The sequence below is a fragment of the Gibbsiella greigii genome (genome assembly GCF_039540155.1).
Taxonomy (GTDB): Bacteria; Pseudomonadota; Gammaproteobacteria; order Enterobacterales; family Enterobacteriaceae; genus Gibbsiella; species Gibbsiella quercinecans.
Genome location: NZ_BAABEM010000051.1, coordinates 167,067 through 189,558, shown reverse-complemented (window position 1 = coordinate 189,558; position 22,492 = coordinate 167,067). Strand labels below are relative to the sequence as shown.

General features: G+C 56.9%; 18 protein-coding genes and 1 tRNA gene. 13 read left to right on the top strand and 6 right to left on the bottom strand.

Annotated elements, in window-relative coordinates:
- Window positions 1–57: 57 nt before the first annotated feature.
- Window positions 58–918 (bottom strand): 4-(cytidine 5'-diphospho)-2-C-methyl-D-erythritol kinase, encoded by an 861-nt coding sequence (ispE, locus tag AC559G_RS23635; protein ID WP_498915095.1) that lies wholly within the window; start codon window positions 916–918, stop codon window positions 58–60.
- Window positions 915–1,538, bottom strand: a complete 624-nt coding sequence (gene lolB / locus AC559G_RS23630; protein WP_498915093.1) for an outer membrane lipoprotein LolB — start codon at window positions 1,536–1,538, stop codon at window positions 915–917. The genes ispE and lolB overlap by 4 nt, the downstream gene beginning before the upstream one ends.
- Window positions 1,539–1,849: 311 nt before the next feature.
- On the opposite strand from lolB, the gene cybB reads away from it, so the two are divergent.
- The 7 genes from cybB (at window position 1,850) to kdsA (ending at window position 8,132) form a co-directional block, all read left to right on the top strand.
- Window positions 1,850–2,389 carry a cytochrome b family protein gene (gene cybB, locus AC559G_RS23625; protein WP_498915091.1) on the top strand — a complete coding sequence of 180 codons (540 nt, stop codon included), beginning with the start codon at window positions 1,850–1,852 and terminating at the stop codon, window positions 2,387–2,389.
- Window positions 2,390–2,779: 390 nt separating this feature from the next.
- A complete protein-coding gene (hemA, locus tag AC559G_RS23620) occupies window positions 2,780–4,042 on the top strand; it encodes a glutamyl-tRNA reductase (protein WP_498915089.1) in 1,263 nt (420 codons plus the stop codon).
- Between the two features lie 34 nt (window positions 4,043–4,076).
- Window positions 4,077–5,162 carry a peptide chain release factor 1 gene (gene prfA, locus AC559G_RS23615; protein WP_438598152.1) on the top strand — a complete coding sequence of 362 codons (1,086 nt, stop codon included), beginning with the start codon at window positions 4,077–4,079 and terminating at the stop codon, window positions 5,160–5,162.
- Window positions 5,162–6,034 (top strand): peptide chain release factor N(5)-glutamine methyltransferase, encoded by an 873-nt coding sequence (gene prmC, locus AC559G_RS23610; protein ID WP_498915087.1) that lies wholly within the window; start codon window positions 5,162–5,164, stop codon window positions 6,032–6,034. Before prfA ends, prmC begins: the two co-directional genes overlap by 1 nt.
- Window positions 6,031–6,429, top strand: coding sequence for a SirB2 family protein (locus tag AC559G_RS23605; RefSeq protein ID WP_462616048.1), 399 nt, complete (start codon window positions 6,031–6,033; stop codon window positions 6,427–6,429). Before prmC ends, AC559G_RS23605 begins: the two co-directional genes overlap by 4 nt.
- Window positions 6,426–7,235: an invasion regulator SirB1 gene (sirB1, locus tag AC559G_RS23600; RefSeq protein WP_462616049.1), complete on the top strand. Its 810-nt coding sequence runs from the start codon at window positions 6,426–6,428 to the stop codon at window positions 7,233–7,235. The genes AC559G_RS23605 and sirB1 overlap by 4 nt, the downstream gene beginning before the upstream one ends.
- A 42-nt stretch (window positions 7,236–7,277) precedes the next feature.
- On the top strand, window positions 7,278–8,132 hold the full coding sequence (gene kdsA, locus AC559G_RS23595) for a 3-deoxy-8-phosphooctulonate synthase (protein WP_462616050.1): 855 nt from the start codon (window positions 7,278–7,280) through the stop codon (window positions 8,130–8,132).
- Window positions 8,133–8,226: 94 nt separating this feature from the next.
- Here the strand turns inward: kdsA and dauA are convergent, their stop codons facing one another.
- Window positions 8,227–9,915, bottom strand: coding sequence for a C4-dicarboxylic acid transporter DauA (gene dauA / locus AC559G_RS23590; RefSeq protein ID WP_498915085.1), 1,689 nt, complete (start codon window positions 9,913–9,915; stop codon window positions 8,227–8,229).
- Between the two features lie 669 nt (window positions 9,916–10,584).
- Here dauA and AC559G_RS23585 point away from each other — a divergent pair.
- Complete coding sequence (locus AC559G_RS23585) at window positions 10,585–11,670, top strand: GGDEF domain-containing protein (protein WP_498915084.1); 1,086 nt, start codon at window positions 10,585–10,587, stop codon at window positions 11,668–11,670.
- A gap of 43 nt (window positions 11,671–11,713) precedes the next feature.
- On the opposite strand, the gene AC559G_RS23580 is transcribed toward AC559G_RS23585, so the two are convergent.
- The 3 genes from AC559G_RS23580 to AC559G_RS23570 all read right to left on the bottom strand — a co-directional run bounded on the left by AC559G_RS23580 (window position 11,714) and on the right by AC559G_RS23570 (window position 15,711).
- Window positions 11,714–11,803, bottom strand: a tRNA-Ser gene (locus tag AC559G_RS23580).
- A gap of 206 nt (window positions 11,804–12,009) precedes the next feature.
- Entirely contained in the window at window positions 12,010–14,376 is a 2,367-nt protein-coding gene (locus AC559G_RS23575; RefSeq protein WP_498915082.1) for a glycoside hydrolase family 31 protein, read from the bottom strand.
- A 27-nt stretch (window positions 14,377–14,403) separates the two neighbouring features.
- The gene (locus AC559G_RS23570) at window positions 14,404–15,711 is read right to left on the bottom strand and encodes an MFS transporter (RefSeq protein ID WP_498915080.1); all 1,308 of its coding nucleotides are present in this window, start codon (window positions 15,709–15,711) and stop codon (window positions 14,404–14,406) included.
- Window positions 15,712–16,050: 339 nt separating this feature from the next.
- On the opposite strand from AC559G_RS23570, the gene AC559G_RS23565 reads away from it, so the two are divergent.
- The 5 genes from AC559G_RS23565 to AC559G_RS23545 all read left to right on the top strand — a co-directional run bounded on the left by AC559G_RS23565 (window position 16,051) and on the right by AC559G_RS23545 (window position 22,468).
- A complete protein-coding gene (locus tag AC559G_RS23565) occupies window positions 16,051–17,121 on the top strand; it encodes a LacI family DNA-binding transcriptional regulator (RefSeq protein WP_498915078.1) in 1,071 nt (356 codons plus the stop codon).
- A 265-nt stretch (window positions 17,122–17,386) separates the two neighbouring features.
- Entirely contained in the window at window positions 17,387–18,571 is a 1,185-nt protein-coding gene (gene uxuA / locus AC559G_RS23560) for a mannonate dehydratase (protein ID WP_095844562.1), read from the top strand.
- An 81-nt stretch (window positions 18,572–18,652) separates the two neighbouring features.
- Entirely contained in the window at window positions 18,653–20,119 is a 1,467-nt protein-coding gene (locus AC559G_RS23555; protein WP_498915076.1) for a fructuronate reductase, read from the top strand.
- Between the two features lie 17 nt (window positions 20,120–20,136).
- On the top strand, window positions 20,137–21,552 hold the full coding sequence (gene uxaC / locus AC559G_RS23550) for a glucuronate isomerase (RefSeq protein WP_498915074.1): 1,416 nt from the start codon (window positions 20,137–20,139) through the stop codon (window positions 21,550–21,552).
- Between the two features lie 124 nt (window positions 21,553–21,676).
- The gene (locus AC559G_RS23545) at window positions 21,677–22,468 is read left to right on the top strand and encodes a GntR family transcriptional regulator (protein WP_498915073.1); all 792 of its coding nucleotides are present in this window, start codon (window positions 21,677–21,679) and stop codon (window positions 22,466–22,468) included.
- Window positions 22,469–22,492: the final 24 nt, after the last annotated feature.

The window sequence follows — 22,492 nt, the reverse complement described above, 5'->3', positions numbered from 1 at the left end:
CAGGGGTTACAGGGCTATATGGGGCTAGCCTTGCGCAGCGCAACGTTGGGCTACGGTTCATCGTTGCCCGGAAAGGGTGCGATGCAGCGGGGAAATGTTGACACCACGCGCTACAAAACCACGCAACCACGCCGGGGCTTGATTTAACACCTTACGGGCAGCGCACTCGGTATCGAACTCGGCAAATACACAAGCGCCTGTACCCGTCAGGCGCGACGGCGCGTATTGTAACAGCCAAGAAAGAAGCTGTTCAACCTCGCGAAAACGTTTTCTTGCGATCGGTTCGCAATCATTTGCGTACGGAGCCTGCAATAACGCCTCAAGTGGCCGGGCCGGCGTATCTCTGGTTAAATCGGCGTCGCCGAAGATAACCGGCGTGGGGATACTGACGCCAGGGTGGGCGACCAGATACCATTTTTCCGCGGGTTCGGCTGGCTGCAGCTGCTCGCCAATGCCCTCGGCAAAGGCGGCATGGCCGCGCACAAAGACCGGCACGTCAGCGCCGAGCGCCAGCCCCATTTGCGCCAGTTGATCCTCACTCAGCCCACATTGCCACAGCGCGTTGAGCGCCACCAGCACCGTCGCCGCATTGGATGAACCGCCGCCCAGGCCACCGCCCATCGGCAGCACTTTTTCTATGCTGATATCCGCACCGCGCGCTGCAGTGGCGATCGCCTGTTCATGGCAATGTTGCTGCAGCAGACGGGCGGCACGCACGATCAGGTTCTGCTCATCAGGCACGCCGGCAACCGGCGTGAGCAAACGAATCTGTTGATCGGCGCGCGGTTCGATAGTCAGCGTGTCGCCGTAGTCCAGGAACTGAAACAGCGTTTGCAACAGGTGATAGCCGTCGGGGCGCCGGCCGGTGATATAAAGAAACAGGTTTAATTTTGCCGGAGAAGGCCAGCGGTGAATCATTTGAGTGTCCAGTTATCCATTTTCAGCTTGATGCGCTGGTTCCCCTGCTGCAGCTCTAGGCGGCCCGGCAGCGAGGGCTGCACTTCGGTGTTGTAGTCCTGATAGTCAACTATCCAGCTTTGATCGCCCTGGCGGTAGGTCAGCTTGCTGAGCCGATATTGGCTGTCCAGCGTGAAATCGGTGGCGTCGCCCGGCAGGCCCAGCATCCATTGGCGCAGGTTGTCCAGCGGGATCGTCATGCCGGAAAGTTTGCGGATCATCTCTTCGGCGTTGTCGCCCACGTAGCGTTTGCCATTGCTGTCGGTGAGCTGCACCACGTTTTGCTGCACGTTCAGTTCCAGCACGCTGCTGCCAACCGGGGTCGTGAGCAGCAGGCGATAGCGCTCAGGCGAGAACTGCTGCAGGAAAAAGCGTGCGTACTGTCGTTTTTCATCGGAAAGATAGGCGAAAGCACCGCGGGTTTGGTATTGACTGATTTGCTGTACCGCCTGTTCATGGGCGCGCCACTGCGGGGAGGTTGGGCTGGTCGCCGGCCCGCTGGGTTTGGTGGTGGTACAGGCCGCCAGCACCAGGCTGGCCAGCGGGATCAGGCGAAGCAAATTGACTTTGCGAATTGGCATAACGTTCTATCGTCCTTTTTTCTTGCTGCGCCCACGCAAACGAGGGAGTGTGCAGCGTCAATAACAGATCACCAAAGGTGCTCATAAGGGCAACGTGCTGCCCCAGTGGCCGGGGCAACCTCTAGGGTAACACAATCACCTTACGCTGCATCGCATGGCGCCATAACATCCTGCTGTCTTAATTTTGTGGTAAATGCTATGGCAGTAGCAAGCCGGCATGGGCGCGCCGCGCTTTTTGCCGCTTTCTTTCGCTGTAACATTTGGTTACTATCAGGCCATAATTTCTTTACGCACAGAAAATAGGTGGAATAGTGGAAAACCGATATGCACCGGTACAGATTCGCCTGCATTGGTGGGTGTTTATCCTGCTAGTGATAACCTGCGCGACCATCGAACTGCGCACGATGGCAGAGATTGGTTCTGTGCCATGGTATGTTTTGGTCGTCACCCATTTTAGCTGCGGGGTGGCGGTGTTCTTTCTGATGATCTTCCGTCTGATCCTGCGCCACCGTTATCCCACCCCGGCGATTGTGCCGCCGCCGCCGAAATGGCAAGCCGCCGCGGCCAGCACGGCCCATATTTTGATTTATCTGCTGCTGTTCACACTGCCGATTCTGGGTGTCTATTCCCGTTATATTGGCGGCCGGGAATGGTTCCTGTTTGGCATTCCAATGCCGTTTGCCGAGCCGGGCGACAGGGGCGCAGCCCGTGCGGTTATCGGCTGGCACAAAACGCTGGCGAATTTGGGGTATTGGCTGATCGGCTTACATGCGGCGGCGGCCTTGTTCCACCACTATCTTGTCAAAGACAACACCTTGCTGCGCATGATGCCGTTTCGCAAGAAGGATTGACGCCGGTTGTCGTGTGCCCTTGCCGTTGAGTGGGGCGCAGTTAGCGACGAACCTGCGGCGTATACTTTGGCGCCGGCGTTTCCCTCTAATGGGCGTATTTGGGCTTTTTGTGACGATGTCACTTTTATATTGGCGGTTAATGCTCCCTAAAGACCATATGTAACTTATTGATATATGGCCAAGTTAGTGCGTAAATTTCTGATGCCGGATACATTTTAGGCGCGACAGGTGTAATTTCATACTGCTTTGATATTAATCGGTAATTTTTGATTACTGTGGCCTATGCCAGCGATTGAACGGAATATGCGGTTGTTACTTTAATTGATCCAGCTCATCAAGTAGAATGCCGTTCAACGAGAACCCGTACCAAGATAAGTATTACTCGAAGCAATGAGCCTGCTCGCGTTAGGTATTAATCACAAGACCGCTCCGGTTTCTCTACGAGAACGAGTTGCCTTCTCCTCAGAGTCAATCGAAAAAGCGCTAAATAGCCTGCTCCAACAGCCGTTGGTGCAGGGCGGTGTTGTGTTGTCTACCTGTAACCGCACAGAACTCTACCTCAGCGTTGAGCAACAGGAACACATCCACGAGCAACTGGTGGCCTGGCTGTGCGAATATCACCAGTTGCGCCCGGAAGACGTGCGTAAAAGCCTGTACTGGCACCACGGCAATGACGCCGTCAGTCATTTGATGCGCGTCGCCAGCGGCCTGGATTCTCTGGTGCTGGGCGAACCTCAGATTCTTGGCCAGGTGAAAAAAGCCTTTGCCGATTCCCAACGCGGGCAGTCGCTTTCCGGTGAGTTGGAGCGGCTGTTTCAAAAATCCTTTTCTGTCGCTAAACGCATACGCACCGAAACCGAGATTGGCGCCAGCGCGGTGTCGGTGGCCTTTGCTGCCTGCACCCTGGCGCGGCAGATCTTCGAATCCCTGGCCGAGTTGAACGTCTTGCTGGTCGGCGCGGGTGAAACCATCGAACTGGTGGCGCGCCACCTGCGGGAGCACAAAGTTCAGCATATGATTATTGCCAACCGTACCCGGGAACGGGCGCAGCAGCTGGCGGAAGAGGTGGGCGGCGAAGTGATCACGCTGCCGGAAATCGACGAACGCCTGGCCGATGCGGATATTGTCATCAGTTCCACTGCCAGCCCGCTGCCGATTATCGGCAAGGGGATGGTGGAGCGGGCGCTGAAAGCGCGCCGCAACCAGCCGATGCTGCTGGTGGATATCGCCGTGCCGCGCGACATCGAACCGGAAGCCGGCAAGCTGGCTAACGCCTACCTCTACAGCGTCGACGATCTGCAGGCCATTATCCAGAGCAACCTGGCGCAGCGCAAAGCCGCCGCGGTGCAGGCTGAAACCATTGTTCAGCAGGAAAGCTCCAACTTTATGGCTTGGCTGCGCTCGCAAGGCGCGGTGGAGACCATCCGTGACTACCGTTCGCAGGCCGATCACATCCGCACGGAAATGGAAGCAAAAGCGCTGGCCGCGATTGCCCAGGGTGCAAACGTCGAGCAGGTTATTCACGAACTGGCTTATAAACTGACCAACCGCCTTATTCATGCCCCTACCAAATCCCTCCAGCAGGCCGCTATTGACGGCGACGTGGAGCGGTTGCAAATTTTACGCGACAGCCTTGGGCTGGATCAGCATTAGTTTTCTTTATTATTAACAAGGTCTAATACCACGCATGAAGCCTTCTATTGTTGCCAAACTGGAAGCGTTACAAGAACGCCATGAAGAAGTTCAGGCTTTGCTTGGCGATGCCGGCGTGATCGCCGATCAGGAACGTTTTCGCGCGCTGTCGCGTGAGTATGCACAACTGACCGATGTGAGCCGCTGTTTCCTTGAATGGCGCCAGGTTCAGGACGATCTGGCAACGGCCGAAATGATGCTGGACGATCTGGAAATGCGCGAGATGGCGCAGGAAGAGCTTAAGCAGGCCAAAGCGGCCAGCGAAACGCTGGAGCAAGAGCTGCAGGTGCTGCTGCTGCCGAAGGATCCCGATGATGAGCGCGGCTGCTTCCTGGAAGTGCGCGCCGGCACCGGCGGTGATGAGGCGGCGCTGTTTGCCGGCGATCTGTTCCGCATGTACAGCCGCTATGCGGAAGCGCGCCGTTGGCGGGTGGAAGTCATGAGCGCCAGCGAAGGCGAACACGGCGGTTATAAAGAAGTGATCGCCAAAGTCTCCGGCGACGGGGTATACGGCCAACTGAAGTTTGAATCCGGCGGCCACCGCGTGCAGCGCGTGCCGGAAACGGAATCGCAAGGCCGTATTCACACCTCTGCCTGCACGGTTGCGGTGATGCCGGAAGTACCGGAAGCCGAATTGCCGGAAATCAACCCGGGTGATTTGAAGATCGACACCTTCCGTTCCTCGGGCGCGGGCGGCCAGCACGTTAACACCACCGATTCAGCGATCCGCATTACCCACTTGCCGACCGGTATCGTCGTCGAATGCCAGGACGAGCGTTCACAGCACAAAAACAAAGCCAAAGCGATGTCGGTGTTGGGCGCGCGCATCCGTGCGGCGGAAATGGCCAAGCGCCATCAGGAAGAGGCGTCGACCCGCCGCAACCTGCTGGGCAGCGGCGATCGTTCCGATCGCAACCGTACCTATAACTTCCCGCAGGGGCGGGTGACCGATCACCGCATCAACCTCACGCTTTATCGCCTTGATGAGGTGATGGAAGGCAAGCTCGATATGCTGATCCAGCCGATTGTGCAGGAATACCAGGCCGATCAGCTTGCCGCGCTCGCCGCTGAGCCCGAATAATGGACTATCAGTCCTGGCTGCGGGCGGCGGCGGCCCGGCTGGCGCAAAGCGGCAGCGCTAAGCGTGATGCGGAAATTCTGCTGGGCTTTGTGACCGGCCGCGCCAGAACCTTCCTGTTTGCCTTTGGCGAAACGTTATTAACGGCGCAACAGCTTGAACAGTTGGAAACGCTGCTGGCGCGGCGCGAGCGCGGCGAGCCGGTGGCCTATCTGGTTGGCGAACGCGAGTTCTGGTCGTTGCCACTGTCTGTTTCACCCGCCACCCTGATCCCGCGCCCGGATACCGAATGTCTGGTTGAGTTGGCGCTGGCGCGCCTGCCGTCATCCCCTTGCCCTCTGCTCGATCTGGGCACCGGCACCGGCGCAATTGCGCTGGCGTTAGCCAGCGAGCGCAAAGACTGTGTGATCACCGGCGTTGATCTGCAACCTGCCGCCGTGGCGCTGGCCCAGCATAATGCGCGCAAATTGGCGATTGCGAATGCCACTTTCCTGCAGGGCAGTTGGTTTGCTCCGGTCAGCGGCCAGCGTTTTGCGCTGATCGCCAGCAACCCCCCGTATATTGATGCGGCCGATCCGCACCTGGCCCAGGGCGATGTGCGTTTTGAGCCCAGTAGCGCGCTGGTGGCGCCGGAGCAGGGGCTGGCCGATCTGGCCGCCATCGTGCGCCAGGCTCCAGGCTACCTGCTGCCGCAGGGTTGGTTGTTGCTGGAGCACGGTTGGCTGCAGGGGGAAGCTGTGCGTCAACTGTTGCTGGCCGCGGGTTTTGGGGCAGTGGCTACCCATAAGGACTATGGCGGCAATGAACGCGTTACGTTAGGCCAGTGGGCCGGCGGCGGGAAATCATTCCAATTTTTATCAGGGAGCAATGAATGACTGCATACATGGTATTGAAACATCTCCATTTGCTCACGGTGGCGATCAGCATCACCCTGTTCGTGTTGCGTTTTGTCTGGCAGTGGCGTGGCTCGGCGATGAGTGGCAAGCGCTGGGTAAAGATTGCGCCGCATATTAATGATACCGTGCTGTTTCTCAGCGGTATCGCACTGGTGATCACGTTTAAGTTTTATCCGCTGTTGGGCATGGACTCATGGCTGACCGAAAAGCTGTTTGGCGTTATTATCTATATCCTGCTTGGTTATATCGCGTTAGGCAGAAGAACAAAGAGCCAGAATGTGCGCACCGTGGCATTTATACTGGCCCTGGGTTGCTTGTACCTTATTATTAAACTGGCCACGACGAAGATACCGTTTCTGATGGGATACCTATGAGTAGCATCGCTGATTTTGAATTTAACGCTTCACCATTGAGTGATGGCGTCATCCTGGTTTCGCAAGCCATACGGCAGGATTTCCCCACCGCGGAAGTGCAGCGCAGGCTACAGCAGTTGGTGGAGGAGGCGCGTGTGGCGATCCCGGAACACCTGAGCCAGGAACAGCAGATGGATGCGCTGATTGCACTGTTCTATAAAACGTGGGGTTTCGGTGGGGCCAGCGGCGTGTATCGTTTGTCCGATGCCATCTGGCTCGATAAGGTGCTTGAGGCCCGGCAGGGCACGCCGGTATCGCTGGGGACGATTTTCCTGCACATTGCGCACCAGCTTGATTTGCCGCTGATGCCGGTGATTTTCCCCACTCAATTGATCCTGCGCGCCGATTGGCTGGATGACGAAATGTGGCTGATCAACCCATTGAACGGTGAAACGCTCAGCGAACATACGCTTGAAGTGTGGATCAAGGGCAATCTGGGGCTGGGCGCAGAGCTTGAAGATGACGATCTGGACGAGTCCGAGAATATTATGGTGGTGCGCAAGATGCTTGATACGCTGAAAGCGGCCCTGATGGAAGAAAAACAGATGGAAATGGCGCTGCGTGCCAGCCAAACGGTGCTGTGTTTTGATCCGGACGATCCCTACGAGATCCGCGATCGCGGCCTAATTTTTGCCCAGTTGGATTGCAACCACGCCGCCATTTCCGATCTTAACTATTTTGTTGAGCAGTGCCCGGAAGATCCGGTCAGCGAAGTGATCAAAGTGCAAATCCACGCGATTGAGCCGAAACAGGTTACTTTGCACTGAAGACAACCCCTTTATCCTTACCCCTTACACATAGGTGCCTGCATGAAACAGAAAGTGGTTAGCATTGGTGACATCAACGTAGCGAACGATTTGCCGTTTGTACTGTTTGGCGGTATGAATGTGCTGGAATCGCGCGATTTGGCGATGCGCATCTGCGAACACTATGTCACCGTAACGCAAAAACTGGGTATTCCATACGTTTTTAAAGCCTCGTTTGACAAGGCCAACCGCTCTTCCATCCACTCCTACCGCGGCCCGGGGCTGGAAGAGGGTATGCGTATTTTTGAAGAGATCAAAAAGGCCTTTGGCGTGAAAGTAATCACCGACGTCCATGAGCCAGCTCAGGCGCAGCCCGTGGCCGAAGTGGTGGATGTGATCCAACTGCCGGCATTTTTGGCGCGGCAGACCGATCTGGTTGAAGCGATGGCGAAAACCGGCGCGGTGATCAACGTGAAAAAACCGCAGTTCGTCAGCCCAGGGCAAATGGGCAATATCGTTGAGAAATTCAAGGAGGGCGGTAACGATCAGGTCATCCTGTGCGATCGCGGCAGCAACTTTGGCTATGACAACCTGGTTGTCGACATGCTGGGCATTAACGTGATGAAAAATGTCAGCGGTGGCCACCCGGTGATTTTCGACGTGACTCACGCCTTGCAAACGCGCGATCCGTTCGGCGCTGCCTCTGGCGGCCGCCGTGCACAGGTGGCCGAACTGGCCCGTGCTGGGATGGCGGTTGGCCTGGCGGGGCTGTTTATCGAAGCGCATCCAGAGCCGAACAGCGCCAAATGCGATGGCCCATCAGCACTGCCGCTGGACAAACTGGAACCGTTCCTGGTTCAGATGAAAGCGATTGATGACCTGGTGAAAAGCTTCCCAGAGCTGGATACCAGCAACTAAGCCAGGCTGAAACCAGGCAATAAAAAGCCCGGTGCAGGTTACCCTGCGCCGGGCTTTTTGCTGTTTAGCGAACACCCGCACGGGCGGGCCGCGTTTACTGATCCAATGCGCTCAAGGCTTCCGGCAACGTGGCATAGAAAGCCAGTTTCCCTTCAATCGGCTGAACGCGTGCGCGCGCCAGCGTTTTGAGCGGCTGGAAAGGAATGTCGGTAATGACCAATTGTTTCCCTTCAGGCAGCGTTTCGATAAAGCGTTGCAACGCCTGCAGGCCACCGGCATCCAGCACCGGCACCGCATCCCACTGTAGGACTATCTGTTTATAGCTTTCGCTGCGTGCCAGCAATTCGCTGAAGATGCGTTCTGCAGCGGCGAAGAACAGCGGCCCATTGACACGCAGCACCAGGCGGTGATGTTCTTCGCTGATCGTGCTCAGGCGCGTCATTCGGGCAATGCGGCGCATAAACAGCAGTGATGCCAACACAATCCCCACCGTAATCGCGATCACCATATCGAACAACACGGTCAGCGTCAGGCACAGCAGCATGACCAGGATGTCGTCTTTCGGCGCGCGGCGAAGCAGATAAATCACCTTGTGTGCTTCACTCATGTTCCAGGCCACGATCAGCAGCAGGGAAGCCATGGCTGCCAGCGGCAGGTAAGAGAGCCACGGCGCCAGCACCAGCAGCGCCAGCAGCACTAATAAGGCGTGGATAACGGCGGAAATCGGCGATGTCGCGCCGGCACGCACGTTGGCGGCGGAACGGGCGATGGCCGCAGTGGCCGTGATGCCGCCAAAAAACGGCGCGATGATATTACCGATGCCCTGGCCGAGCAGTTCGGTGTTGGAGTTGTGTTTTTTCCCAGTCATGCCGTCGAGCACCACCGCGCACAGCAGGGATTCGATCGCGCCAAGCACCGCCATCGAGAATGCCGCCGGCAGCAGGGCAGAAACTGTCTGCCAGCTTAACGCCATGTGTTTGCCATCGGCGTTGGGGATGTCCCACGGCAGAACCAATTGCGGCAGGATCGGTGGGATGCCCTGGCCGTGGGTGCCATCGGCCAGAATATAGCTAAAGCGCGAGCCAATGGTGGCGACGTGATGGTCAAACATCGCCAATACGCCCATCACCGCCGTACCTGCCAGCAACGCAGGCAGGTGGCCGGGAACGCGCAGGCCAAGCTTAGGCCAGTAAATCAGGATCGCTAACGTCACCACGCCAATCAGCGTATCGCCGTAATCCAGCGTGGGCAGGGCGTGCAATAATGCATAGACCTTGCCGATATAGTTTTCCGGCAGGGCGGTTAATTGCAGGCCAAAGAAGTCTTTAATCTGCATTGTCGCAATAGTGATGGCGATACCGGAAGTAAAGCCCAGTGTGACCGACAGCGGAATGTATTCAATCAGCCGGCCAAAACGTGCCAGGCCCATGATCACCAAAAATACCCCGGAAAGCAGAGTGGCAATGAGCAGGCCCGAAAGGCCAAACTGTTGCGATACCGGGAACAGGATCACCACAAAGGCGGCGGTGGGGCCGGAAACGCTAAAGCGTGAGCCGCCGATAACCGCAATGACAATCCCTGCGATGGCGGAAGTATACAGGCCGTATTGCGGAGGGACGCCACTGGCAATCGCCAGCGCCATGGCCAATGGGATGGCGATAATACCGACGGTAACGCCGGCAATGGCATCTTTTAATAAGCGATTTAGGGAATAGGATTCCCGCCAGCAGGCATCAATTAATGCGCTGAAGGGACGAATGTCGTTTATTTCGTGCGTTTTCATCTAAGCTGCAAACCAAGTCTGGAAAAGAGAACGGAATGGCGGGCCAGCTGAGGTCCGTCTCGAATAGCTGCCTATCAGCATACGCCTTTCTACGTAGTGATTTCTAGATGTATGTCAATTGGTGTGCGAAATAAGATTTTCGCCACTTTTAGAATTCGCTATTTTTTTTGGGGCTATAACCGGCATGGGATTGCGGAAGGTAACTATTTTGTTACCTTTGCTTTTGTGGGTTAGCGCAGTATTGGCGAGCATAAGGCGAAAAAGTGCATGCCGCTTCCGGCGGGATAGGGAACAACCCAGGCGTCAAGCGGATTGCAGCGCAGGCATTTGGCGCGCCGGCCGTGATACTTTTGCTTTTTCGCACGGGGATGTTATCCGGCTGCAAAAGCCACTGCGGCGGTACGCCTCAACCCGGAGATGGGCAAGGGATTTCGGTTTTTATTGCAACTTATCGTCAATATTTATACTGCTTTCCCTGCTATCTTGCCGAATAACGACTATCCTGAACGCTGCCTATAGCAAAGTTCGCCCGGTAATCACGTTGCGCTGCTGACCTATTACCTGGCTACGCCCCAAGAGCAATGGGGCGACAGTGCGCTCGGAACAAAGAGATGCCACGACAACAATCACAAAGCACAACGTTATATCCGTGGGGCCAACCGAGAGCTTATGATTTATGATGTATTGATACCTTCTTTATACAGGGATGTGTGTATTACCTGCGCCACATTGTCGGTCAGTTATTTTGCGTTAAGTAACAAAGCCCCGTTTTCCTACCACTCGGAGTGGTGGCGCCGCGTGCTGTTCGGCATCTTTGCCGGCGTGGCGATGATCGTACTCAGCCAGCATCGGCAGTTTTTTAGCGCCAGCATTTATTACAGTTTTGCCGCGTTGCCGATGATCCTGGTGGTGTTTTTCGGCGGGGGATTGAGTGGGCTGATCGCATTCTTGCTCTGTGCCATTTTCACCGGCGGTTTGACCGTGGATAACCTGTTTACCGCTTCCATTCTTATGCCGTTGCTATTAACGCAGGTGTGGCTGAAAAGATCGAACCGCGTTTTTTACATCACGATTGGCCTGATTGCGCTATATCGTATTGCGGTGGTCAGCAATGAGGTTAATGTCGCCGTACAGTGGCTGGATATTTTGCTGTATCAGGCGGTTTCGTTGCTTTTCCTGGTGGTTTGTTACCATGCGCTGAGCTATAAGGAGCGCTATATCCAAACCTTTTTTGCCATGCGCGACAAAGCCACTCTGGACGGCCTGACCCATATAAACAACCGCGCCAGCGTGGATTATAAGATGATGCTGCAACACGCCCAGCGCAAGCCCTGTGGGCTGCTGATTATCGATCTCGATAATTTCAAAATGGTGAATGATACCTACGGCCACATCTCGGGTGACATGCTGCTGGCCAGCGTGGCACGGCTGCTGCAGGATGGGGTGCGTAATGAAGACTTTGTCGGCCGCTATGGTGGGGAAGAGTTTATTGTGATCACCGCCAGCCACGATCCCAAAGTGGTCCACGCGGTGGCGGAACGCATTCGCCAGGACGTTCAGGATACGCTGTTTATCGTTGCGGAAGGCGAAGAAATCTGCATCACCTTATCAATTGGCGCTTCGCTGTATTTGCCGGGGATGGGGATAGATAAAGCGGTCGAAATTGCCGATGAAGCCTTATATTGTGCAAAACACGCCGGAAAAAACAACGTGGCGTGCAGCCGGCTGATGCAGCTTTCAGAGTTGGTCGGCTAATGCAAAAAAGCCTGAACTTGCGCTCAGGCTTTCTCTTTGAATATGGCGGTGAGGGAGGGATTCGAACCCTCGATACGCTTTCGCGTATACACACTTTCCAGGCGTGCTCCTTCAGCCACTCGGACACCTCACCATATTGTTGCCGCAGCGGCCTAGCCACTCTCGACGGGCGCTAATGTAGGAGAAACTGATCCCAGCGTCAACACTCTTCACGCAAATCAGTGCGCGTTTAGCTAAAGTTGCAGCAATTTGTTGGTTTCACGAGCGATTTCTCCGCCGTAACGCGCACCCACCCCGGCGGGCACCTTGCCGGGGTGGCGGTATCACCCAGTAAGCGGCTTACTCCCGCTGCCAACGGGATTGCTGTTGCCCGTTGATATACAGCGTGCGCTGCTCGCCGGCCGGCAGTTGAACGTCGAGCGTGCGCCATGCCGGCTGGTAGTTGCCTTCCGCCTGGAACTGGACATCAATACGTTGATTGTCACTGGTGATGTGCCAACGCAGCCACAGCGCGTCACCCTGTTGCCAGCCGTTGGATTCGCCGTCGTCTTCAAACAGCAGACCGCTGTCCTGGCCTTTGCCCATCGGTGGGAACAGCAGCATCTCGCGGCGATCGTCAGCCCGGTGCTCAACATGCGCGATGCGCCCAGAGAGCGGCAACATCGCGCCGGCCCTGACCAGCAGCGGCAGCCGTTCAAGCGGTGCGTCCAGCGTGATGGTTTGCCCACCGCTGAACCATGCGCCGCTGTAAAAGTCGTACCAGCCAGACGCATTGCGTGGCAGATACACCGCGCGCTGGCGTTGGCCAGGTTCGATCACGCTGGCCACCAGCAGATCCCGCCCCAGCATAAAATCATCGGTTTCGTTAAAAGTGACATGGTCACTTTCGTGATCCAGAAAAGTGGGGCGCAGCATGGGTTCGTCGTCATGGCTGGCTTGCCACAGCAGGGTATAGAAATAGGGCAGCATGCGGTAGCGCAGCGCAATGGCCGCGCGAATAGCCGGCGTGACGGCCGGGTACATCCAGGGTTCATTGACGGTATGATCGTCATTCCAGGAGTGGATAGTAAAGCGCGGATGCATGACGCCGTTTTGCACCCAGCGAACAAACAGTTCGGCATCGGGTTTGTCGCCGGAGAAGCCGCCGACGTCGTGGCCCACGTTGTACAAACCGGAAAGGCTCATACCGACGCCCATGCGGATGTTGTAGCGCAGGGTTTGCCAACTGGTGCGGTTATCGCCGCTCCAGGTTTGCACATAACGTTGCATGCCGGCACAGCCGGAACGGGAGATCAGGTAGGGCCGTTTTTCCGGCGCAAAACGCTGCTGCGCTTCCATCGAGGCGCGCATCATCAACAACGGCATCACCGGGCGGATGTGCTTGATGGCAATCTCCTTGCCGAAACCGTGGCAGCGTGCTTCGCTGTCCCACACCTCATATTCGTTGTTGTCGTTCCAGGTGGCGTCGATGCCCATGGCCAGCAGTTGCTTTGTGACATTGTCTTGCCACCAGGCCACCGTTGCCGGGTTGGTGAAGTCAAGATGCGAGCCTTCGTCATCCCAAAAACACGAACGTTCCGGCGCGGCGTGTTGCGAATCGCGGATGAACAGGTTTTGCTCGGCGACCTTCGGATACATCGGGTGATCCTGCAGCAGGCAGGGCTTGATATTGGCCGCCAGTTTCAGCCCGGCATCGTGGAACGCCTGGCTCATCACCTTGGGCTGCGGCACTTTGTCGTAATTCCAGTTGAACACATAACGCTTATCGTTGATCGAGGTATAACCGGAAGAGAGCTGGAAAGAGTCGCAGGGAATATCATGCTGTTGGCATAGCGCAATGAATTTCATCAACTGCTGCTGCGCATCGGGCGCGTCGGTATAATGCATGGTGGAGCCGCTGTAGCCCAGGCTCCATTTGGGGCCGAACAGCGTTTTGCCCGTCAGGCGCACGAAGCGCTTGGTGACGTCCAGCACCCGCGGGCCGAGGAATAAATAGTAATCCAGATCGCCGGCTTCGGCATGGTAGCGGCGGTAGGGCCGATGGTAGTTATCCAGTTCGTTGCCCAGATCGAGCCGTGTGGTGCTCAGGTTGTCGTAAAACAGGCCAAAGCTGACCTCGCCGCGCCGGGTAATGGTGAAGGGAACATGCTTGTAGAGCGGATCGGTACTGGCTGCGTTGTAGCCCATGGCGTCCAGGTTACGGAACTCATAGCGGCGGCCGGCGCGGTTAAGATCCCCAGCCTTTTCCCCCAGGCCATAATAGCGTTCCTGCGGGTAACGGCGCTGGTAGTGCTCAACGCCGTCGCCAAACGGATTGAGTAGATAGGCGCTGGTGGGCCGATCGGCGGCCAGAGGTTGCCATATGCCTTGTTGATCGCGATATTCCCACTCCAGCCACAGCGGTTGGTGCAGGGTGACGCGCAGTTTTTCGCTGCTCAGGCGCAATTCATTGCCTAACGGTTCCAGCGCAAAGCCCGGCAGGCTGAACCCTGCGCAGCTTTCCCGCAAGCGCCCTTCCCAGGGAACATCCTGCTGCGGCGCGATGCTCCAGGTACGATCCAGCGCCAGTTCGCCCTGGCGTTTGATCAGCACACGGAACATATCCGCTTCCAGCACGTAAATGCGGAACAGGTGCTGCCCATCCACTTTCAGTTCGGCAAACTCGGTGGTGTGCTGATTCAGTACCCAGTGTTTCAACATTTTCATAAACGATTACCCCAACAACTCAGACAGTTAAACGTTGCGCGCTTTGCTGCGGCGCTCGGCGATGAAGGCGATCAGGAACATGGCGCCGATCAAGTCAAAGAACCCCATCGCGATAAATAGCGGGTTATAGCCGATGGTATCGGCGGTCAGCCCAATCAGCAGCGAGAACAGGAAGCTGGCAATCCAGGCAAAGGAACCGCGCATGCCGTTCACCGTCGCCATCTGGCCCTTATCAAAGGATTCCACCACCAGGGCGCTGAGCATGCAGGAGATCACCTGGTGGCCAAAGCCGCCGATGGAGATCAGCAAGATAGTGACGTAGGGATCGCGGGTGAACGCCACCAGCGCCAGGGAAATCATCAGGAACGCGCCGGTTACCGAGCTGGCGATAATCGAATTAACCCGTGACCCACTGAAAAATCTGCCGTACAGCCGGGTTAAATAACCGCTGGCGACGCTGCCCAGATCGGCGGCCAGGAACGGCAGCCAGGCGAACATGGCGATCTGTTTAAGATCCATGCCGCGTTCGTTGGCTAGATACAGCGGCACCCAGAAGCTGAGGACCGCCCAGGCCGGTTCTGCCATAAAGGCGGGAATGGCGATGCCGTAAAAACGTTTGTTTTTGCACACCGTCTTCAGCGCGGTGAAAAAGGGAAGTTTGACCGGTTCCGGTTCGTTATCCTGTTTGATGTATTCCAGTTCATTGCGGCTCAGGTTAGGGTGCTTTTCCGGGCTGTGGTAGAACAGCCACCACAACACCACCCAGCACATGGCCAGCAGGCCGGAGAACAGGAAGGCGCCTTGCCAACCAAAATTGATATGTGCGATCACGATAATCGGCGGGGCCAGCATGGCGCCGATGGAAAAGCCGACGCCGGCCCAACCTGCGGCGATCGGGCGTTCTTTTTTCGGGAACCAGTCGCCCAGGGTTTTGGCGTTGGCCGGTGTCGCTGCGGCTTCAGCCGCGCCCATAAAGAAGCGCAGCACGGCCAGTTGGAACCAACTGCCGGCACCGGCATGCAGCATACACATCAGCGCCCAGATACTGGCGCAAATCAGAAAGCCGAGCTTGAGCCCGATAACATCGATCAGCCAACCACACAGCGGTTGAAAAAGGGTATAGGCCAATTGAAAGGCGCCCACCACCCAGGAGTATTGTTCAGTTGTCATCCCCAGGCTGTCTTTCAGCTCCGGGGCCAGAATGCCCAGTGAGTTACGCGTAATATAGTTTACCGTTACCCCCAGCAGGAAAAGGCTCAGTATCCACCAACGTAAGTTGCTGATTTTGCGTTTTTCCTGCGTTGTAACCGCAGCATTATCAATATTGAGATTCACCGTCATATCCTCATTTTCTAGCCGCTGAATGGTGGCCCTGGCATTGGAACCTACCGTATTTGGCTGCGTGATGATCCTTAATCGCTACAGAGCCGGCACTGTGGCGCATCTTTTTTTATCTCTAGATTCAGTCAATTAGATGGCCCTAATTGAAATACCAGTTATGTAAATTGGTTTACCAATTCAGAGTAGATGAGTTGAAAACGTGGTGATACGCACTTTTTTGCAAGTTTTTTCATGGCAGACTGCGGCGGTGTGGAAAAGAGCGGGAAATGCTTATTACCGTAGTTTTTTTGCCGTGAAAACTTTGTCATTTTCAAACTTGAACTGGATCACAAAATGAACGGAAAGTTAAAAATCAAAGAGATCGCCCTGCTAACCGGGCTTTCGATCAGTACCGTTTCCCGCGTGTTGTCAGGCAAAGCCAATTCCAGCGACAAAGCCAGAAGCAAGGTATTGGCCTGTGCCCGCGAATTGGGTGTATTGGATCAGTTGGCCGATGGCCGGCTGCTGCTGAATGGGGTGATGATTTTCGCGCCGGCACGGGCTTTTGATGCGCGCACCGACGTTTTTTACTACCAGGTGATCCAGGGGATACTCAGCGCGCTGCGCGCCTATGAAGTGCGGGTACGCTATTGCGCATTAGAAGAGTACGACAGCGATGCGGCATTGTTTATGGAGAAAACGCGCGATCCGCTGACGGAGGCGGTACTGATGATTGGTATCGACGACAGTTACATCCATGCGCTGGCGGCCGATTTAGGCAAGCCCTGTGTGCTGATTAATTGCCGCGATCGCAAGATGCGTTTACCCAGCGTGGCGCCGGATCATCTGGCGATCGGTGAGGCGGCCGCCGGTTATTTGCATGAGTTGGGCCACCACCACATTCTGAGCCTGCTTTGCCTGCGGCGTTACACTATGGAGCATCGGCTGCAGGGCATTAAAGTGGCGATGAAGGCCCATAACCTGGCATTTGAAGAGCAGCGCCATCTGTTGCCGGTCGCCGGGTTCAGCGCAGCAGAAAGCTATCAGGCCGTGAGCGAATTTTTGCGCGGCTGCCCACCGGATGAGCGGCCCACGGCGCTGCTGGCCGGTGGCGACTTTATCGCCGCCGGCGCGGCGGCGGCATTGCAGGATGCCGGGCTGCGCGTGCCGCAGGATATCTCGCTGATGAGCATGGATGGCTTTAATTCACCGCTGATTCATGACATTCCGCTGACCGCGCTGCACGTTCCGCGTGAAGAACTCGGGGAAGAAGCGGTGCGTATGTTGCAGCGCCGCGTTATCAGCCCCACACAGCCCAGCGGGAATCTGTTACTGCATGGCGCGCTGGCGGTGGGGAAATCCGTTAAGCGCATTCGAGCCGATCACGCGCATACCCCGGTTAATGAGGAAGGGTTGTATGACTAAGTGGCTAAAACGCGATCTTTGTCACAGATAAAGCGGGTTGCGACGGCCGTGCCGTGGTGCCCGCGTTATTTTGGTTGACTAACATTTTTCAATGGTTGAGTATCTTCGCTAAATTGGTTGACCAATGTTGCAATCCGAATGTCCGCCGGCCACGGCGGGGGATAGTACCGGGCAACCGCCACCGTTAACTCCCTTTTTTGCCGGCCGCCAAACGGCGGCGCAATCAGAAAGGGAAGGCGATCACCATTATTGTGAGGTATTCAGCATGAAGCAGACCTGGCGTTGGTATGGACCGAACGATCCCGTTAGCCTGGCCGATGCCCGGCAGGCAGGGGCCACCGGCATTGTCACTGCGCTGCACCATATCCCGAACGGGGAAGTCTGGCCGGTGGACGAGATCCGCAAGCGCAAGGCTGAAGTGGAAGCGGCTGGGATGGAGTGGGCCGTGGTAGAGAGCGTGCCGATCCATGAAGAGATAAAGACGCAGTCCGGGCAGTATGAGCGCTGGATCGCCAATTACCAGCAAACGCTGCGCAACCTGGCCGAATGCGGCATTGGTATCGTGTGCTACAACTTCATGCCGATCCTCGACTGGACCCGTACCGATCTGGCATACGGCCTGCCGGACGGTTCAAAAGCGCTGCGTTTTGATCAGATCGCGTTTGCCGTTTTCGAGCTGCACATCTTGCAGCGCCCCGGCGCAGAAGCCGACTACACCGCCGAAGAAATTGCCCAGGCGCAGGCCCGTTTCGCCGCCATGTCCGAAGCGGAGAAAACGCAACTCACCGGCAATATCATCGCCGGCCTGCCCGGTGCCGAAGAGGGCTATACCTTGGATCAATTCCGCGCGCAGTTGGCGCGTTATGAAGGGATCGATAAAGCGAAACTGCGTGAGTTTTTCGCCTATTTTCTGCGCGCCATCATTCCGGTCGCGGAAGAAGTGGGTATCCGTATGGCCGTTCACCCAGACGATCCGCCGCGCCCGATCCTGGGTTTGCCGCGCATTGTCTCCACGGCTGAAGACATGCAGTGGATGGCGGATACGGTACCCAGCGCGGCCAATGGCTTCACCATGTGCACCGGCTCCTATGGCGTGCGCGCGGATAACGATCTGGTCGCGATGATCAAGCATTTTGGCCCGCGTATTTATTTCCTGCACCTGCGCGCCACCAAACGGGAAGAAAACCCGCGCAGCTTCCACGAGGCGGCGCATCTGTATGGCGATGTCGACATGTTCAATGTAGTGAAGGCCATTGCCGAAGAAGAGCACCGTCGCAAGGCGCTGGGCGAAACGCAACCGATCCCGATGCGCCCGGATCACGGCCACCAGATGCTCGACGATCTTAAAAAGAAAACCAACCCAGGCTATTCGGCAATCGGCCGCTTGAAAGGGCTGGCGGAAGTGCGTGGGGTGGAGCTGGCTATCCACCGCGCTTATTTCAACCACTAACGATGCTTGGCACGGCGTGTGGCTCCCTGCAGCCCACGCCCCGCGGCCTGACTGCTGGCCGCGGACTTAAAGGAGTCCGTCATGGAAAAAAATCTTGCCAATAGCCCGGTTTCCGTCGCCCGCCCTGGGTGGGATAAATCGCGGCTGGTGGCGCGCATTGTTCATCTGGGGTGTGGCGCGTTCCATCGCGCCCATCAAGCGTTGTTTACCCACCATCTGCTAGAAAGTTCCGACAGCGATTGGGGCATTTGTGAAGTGAACCTGATGCCGGGCAACGATGCCACGCTGATCGCCAACCTGAAGGCGCAAGCGCTGCTGTATACCGTGGCCGAATGCGGCGAAAAGAGCACGGAATTGAAAATCATCGGTTCCATGAAAGAAGCGCTGCATCCGGAATTCGATGGTTGCGCAGGGATCCTGCAGGCGATGGCGCGCCCGGAAACCGCCATCGTTTCGTTAACCGTGACCGAGAAAGGCTACTGCACCAACGCCGCCAACGGCCAGCTGGATCTGGCCAACCCGCTGATTCAACACGATCTGAGCCAGCCTGCCGCACCAAAATCCGCCATTGGCTACATTGTCGAAGCCCTGAATATTCGCCGCCTGAAAGGGGAAAAAGCGTTTACCGTGATGTCGTGCGACAACGTGCGCGAAAACGGGCACGTAGCGCGCGCCGCCGTACTGGGGCTGGCGCAGGCACGCGATCCGGCACTGGCCGCCTGGATTGAGCAACAGGTGAGCTTTCCCTGCACCATGGTCGATCGCATTGTGCCGGCGGCCACGGAGCAAGCCTTGCAAACCATCGCCAGCCAGTTGGGCGTTTACGATCCCTGTGCTATCGCCTGCGAGCCGTTCCGCCAGTGGGTGATTGAAGACAATTTCGTCAACGGCCGGCCGGCCTGGGATACGGTCGGCGCGCAGTTTGTCGAAGATGTGGTGCCGTTCGAAATGATGAAGCTGCGCATGCTCAACGGCAGCCACTCGTTCCTGGCCTATCTGGGCTACCTGGGGGGTTACGAAACCATCGCCGAGACCATGACGAACCCGGCGTATCGCAAGGCCGCGCTGGCCTTAATGCTCGATGAACAGGCCCCGACGCTCGCCATGCCGGAAGGCACCGATCTGGTTAAATATGCGCATCTGTTGATTGAGCGCTTCAGCAACCCGGCGCTGCGGCACCGCACCTGGCAGATCGCGATGGACGGCAGCCAAAAACTGCCGCAGCGCATGCTGGATCCGTTGCGTATCCATTTGGCGAACGGTGGCGGCTACCGGCATCTGATTCTGGGTGTGGCCGCCTGGATGCGTTATGTCGGGGGCGTGGACGAGCAGGGCGCGGCCATTGAGGTGGTCGATCCGTTGGCGGGTGAGTTCCAGCGCATTTACCAACGGTATGCTGAACCGGCGGCGCGGGTAAAAGCGTTGCTGGCCATTGAAGGCATCTTCGGCACAGATTTATCGCAGAACCCAGAGGTTGTCTCGGCAATCACCGATGCCTATCAGCGGTTATTGCGCGACGGTGCGCGTGCCGCCGTCGAAGCCCTTTAAACGCAGAGGAACAGGTTATGGCACGGTTTATGACAGAAGACTTCCTGCTGAAAAACGCCACCGGCCGCGCGTTGTATCATGACATCGCGGCTGGCATGCCGATTTATGACTATCACTGCCATCTAAGCCCGCAGGCGATTGCTGAAGATCGTCGCTTCGACAACCTGGCGCAAATCTGGCTGGCCGGCGATCACTACAAATGGCGGGCACTGCGTGCTGCAGGCGTGGCTGAAGCCCTGATTACCGGCAACGCAACCAGCGATTATGAAAAATACCTCGCTTGGGCGAATACGGTGCCGATGACGCTGGGCAACCCGCTGTATCACTGGACGCACCTGGAGCTGCGGCGGCCGTTCGGCATTACCGATACCCTGTTCGGGCCGCAGACGGCCGATCGCATCTGGCATCAGTGCAACGAACGGCTGGCGGAGCCGGCGTTCTCTGCGCGCGGCATCATGCGGCAAATGAACGTGCGCATGGTGGGCACCACGGACGATCCGGTCGATTCACTGGAGTATCACCGCCAGATCGCCGCTGATGGCCAGTTTGATATCGAGGTTTTGCCCAGTTGGCGGCCGGACAAAGTGTTTAAAATTGAACTGGATGGCTTTGCCGACTATATCCACAGATTGGAGCAGGCGGCGGATACCGCCATCAGCCGGTTTGAGGATTTGCGCGCCGCGTTGCTCAAGCGCCTGGATCACTTCACGGCGCATGGCTGCCGGGCGGCCGATCATGGCATTGAACAATTGCGTTTTGCTCCGGTGCCGGACGATAGCCGCCTGGATGCGATTCTGGCCAAGCGCCTTGGCGGCGCGAGCCTGAGTGAAGATGAAATTGCGCAGTTTACCACCGCCGTATTGGTGTGGCTGGGGCGCCAGTACGCCGCCCGCGGCTGGGTAATGCAACTGCACATCGGGGCGATCCGCAACAACAACACGCGCATGTTCCGGCTGCTGGGGCCGGACAGCGGTTTTGATTCGATTGGCGACGGCACGATCGCCTGGCCGCTGGCGCGCCTGCTCGATAGCCTGGACGTTACCGATGAGCTGCCGAAAACCATTCTCTACTGCCTGAACCCCCGCGACAACGAAGTGCTGGCGACGATGGTAGGCAACTTCCAGGGCGAAGGCGTTGCCGGCAAGGTGCAGTTTGGTTCAGGCTGGTGGTTTAACGATCAGAAAGACGGCATGCTGCGCCAGTTGGAACAGCTGTCGCAGATGGGGCTGTTGAGCCTGTTTGTCGGTATGCTGACGGATTCACGCAGCTTCCTTTCGTATACTCGCCATGAATATTTCCGCCGCATCCTGTGCAATCTGATTGGGCAGTGGGCGGAAGAAGGGGAGATCCCCGACGATAGCGCGATGCTGGGCGAACTGATTCGGAATGTTTGTTTCAACAACGCGGCGCGTTATTTTGCTCCTGCCAGTTAACGGCCGGGCGTTGGCACGTCCACAGAAACGGTGGGCGTAATCTGGCCGTGCGCCTGTAATTGGCAGACCAATCGTGCCATAATTGCACCACTTTTTTCACTGCCGGCCCCAGCGCAAAGCAACGATGAAAATACAGCCTATAACCACGCAACCCGCGGCAGCGCTCCAGCGGCCTTATCAGGAGGTCGGGGGCATACTGCGTTCAATGATTTCGCAACAGCAGTATCGCATCGGCCAGCGCCTGCCGCCGGAGCGTGAGTTGGCGGAGACGTTGAACGTTTCACGCACCGTGGTGCGCGAGGCGTTGATCATGCTGGAAATAGAAGGGCTGATTGAAGTCAAACGCGGGGCGGGCATTTTCCTGCTGAAGAACCCGCTTGAGCATGCGCCCGGTGCGGCGCTCGACGCGCAGAGCAATAATGCCGGCCCGTTCGAAATGCTCCAGGCGCGCCAACTGCTTGAAAGCAATATTGCGGAGTTCGCCGCGCTGCAGGCCACGCGGGAAGATATCATCAAAATGCGTCAGGCGCTTCAGGTTGAGGAGTATGAACTGGCGCACAACGGCAAGGAAAGCGGCGATATGCAGTTCCACCTGGCGATTGCCGAGGCGACGCATAACAGCCTGATGGTGGAGCTTTTCAAGCATTCCTGGACATGGCGTGAAAATAACCCGATGTGGATGCAACTGCACAGCCGCCTGATCAACAACGATTACCGCAAAGAATGGTTGACCGATCACAAACAAATTCTCTCTGCCCTGGTGAAAAAAGACCCCGCTGCCGCCAAGCTGGCCATGTGGCAGCATCTGGAAAACGTGAAAAACCGCCTGCTGGAGTTTTCTGACGTCGACGACATCAACTTTGATGGCTACCTGTTCGAGTCCTGGCCGCTTAGCAACGCGGGTTCTGCTGACTGATGCCGGCCGGTATGAATGTGCTTG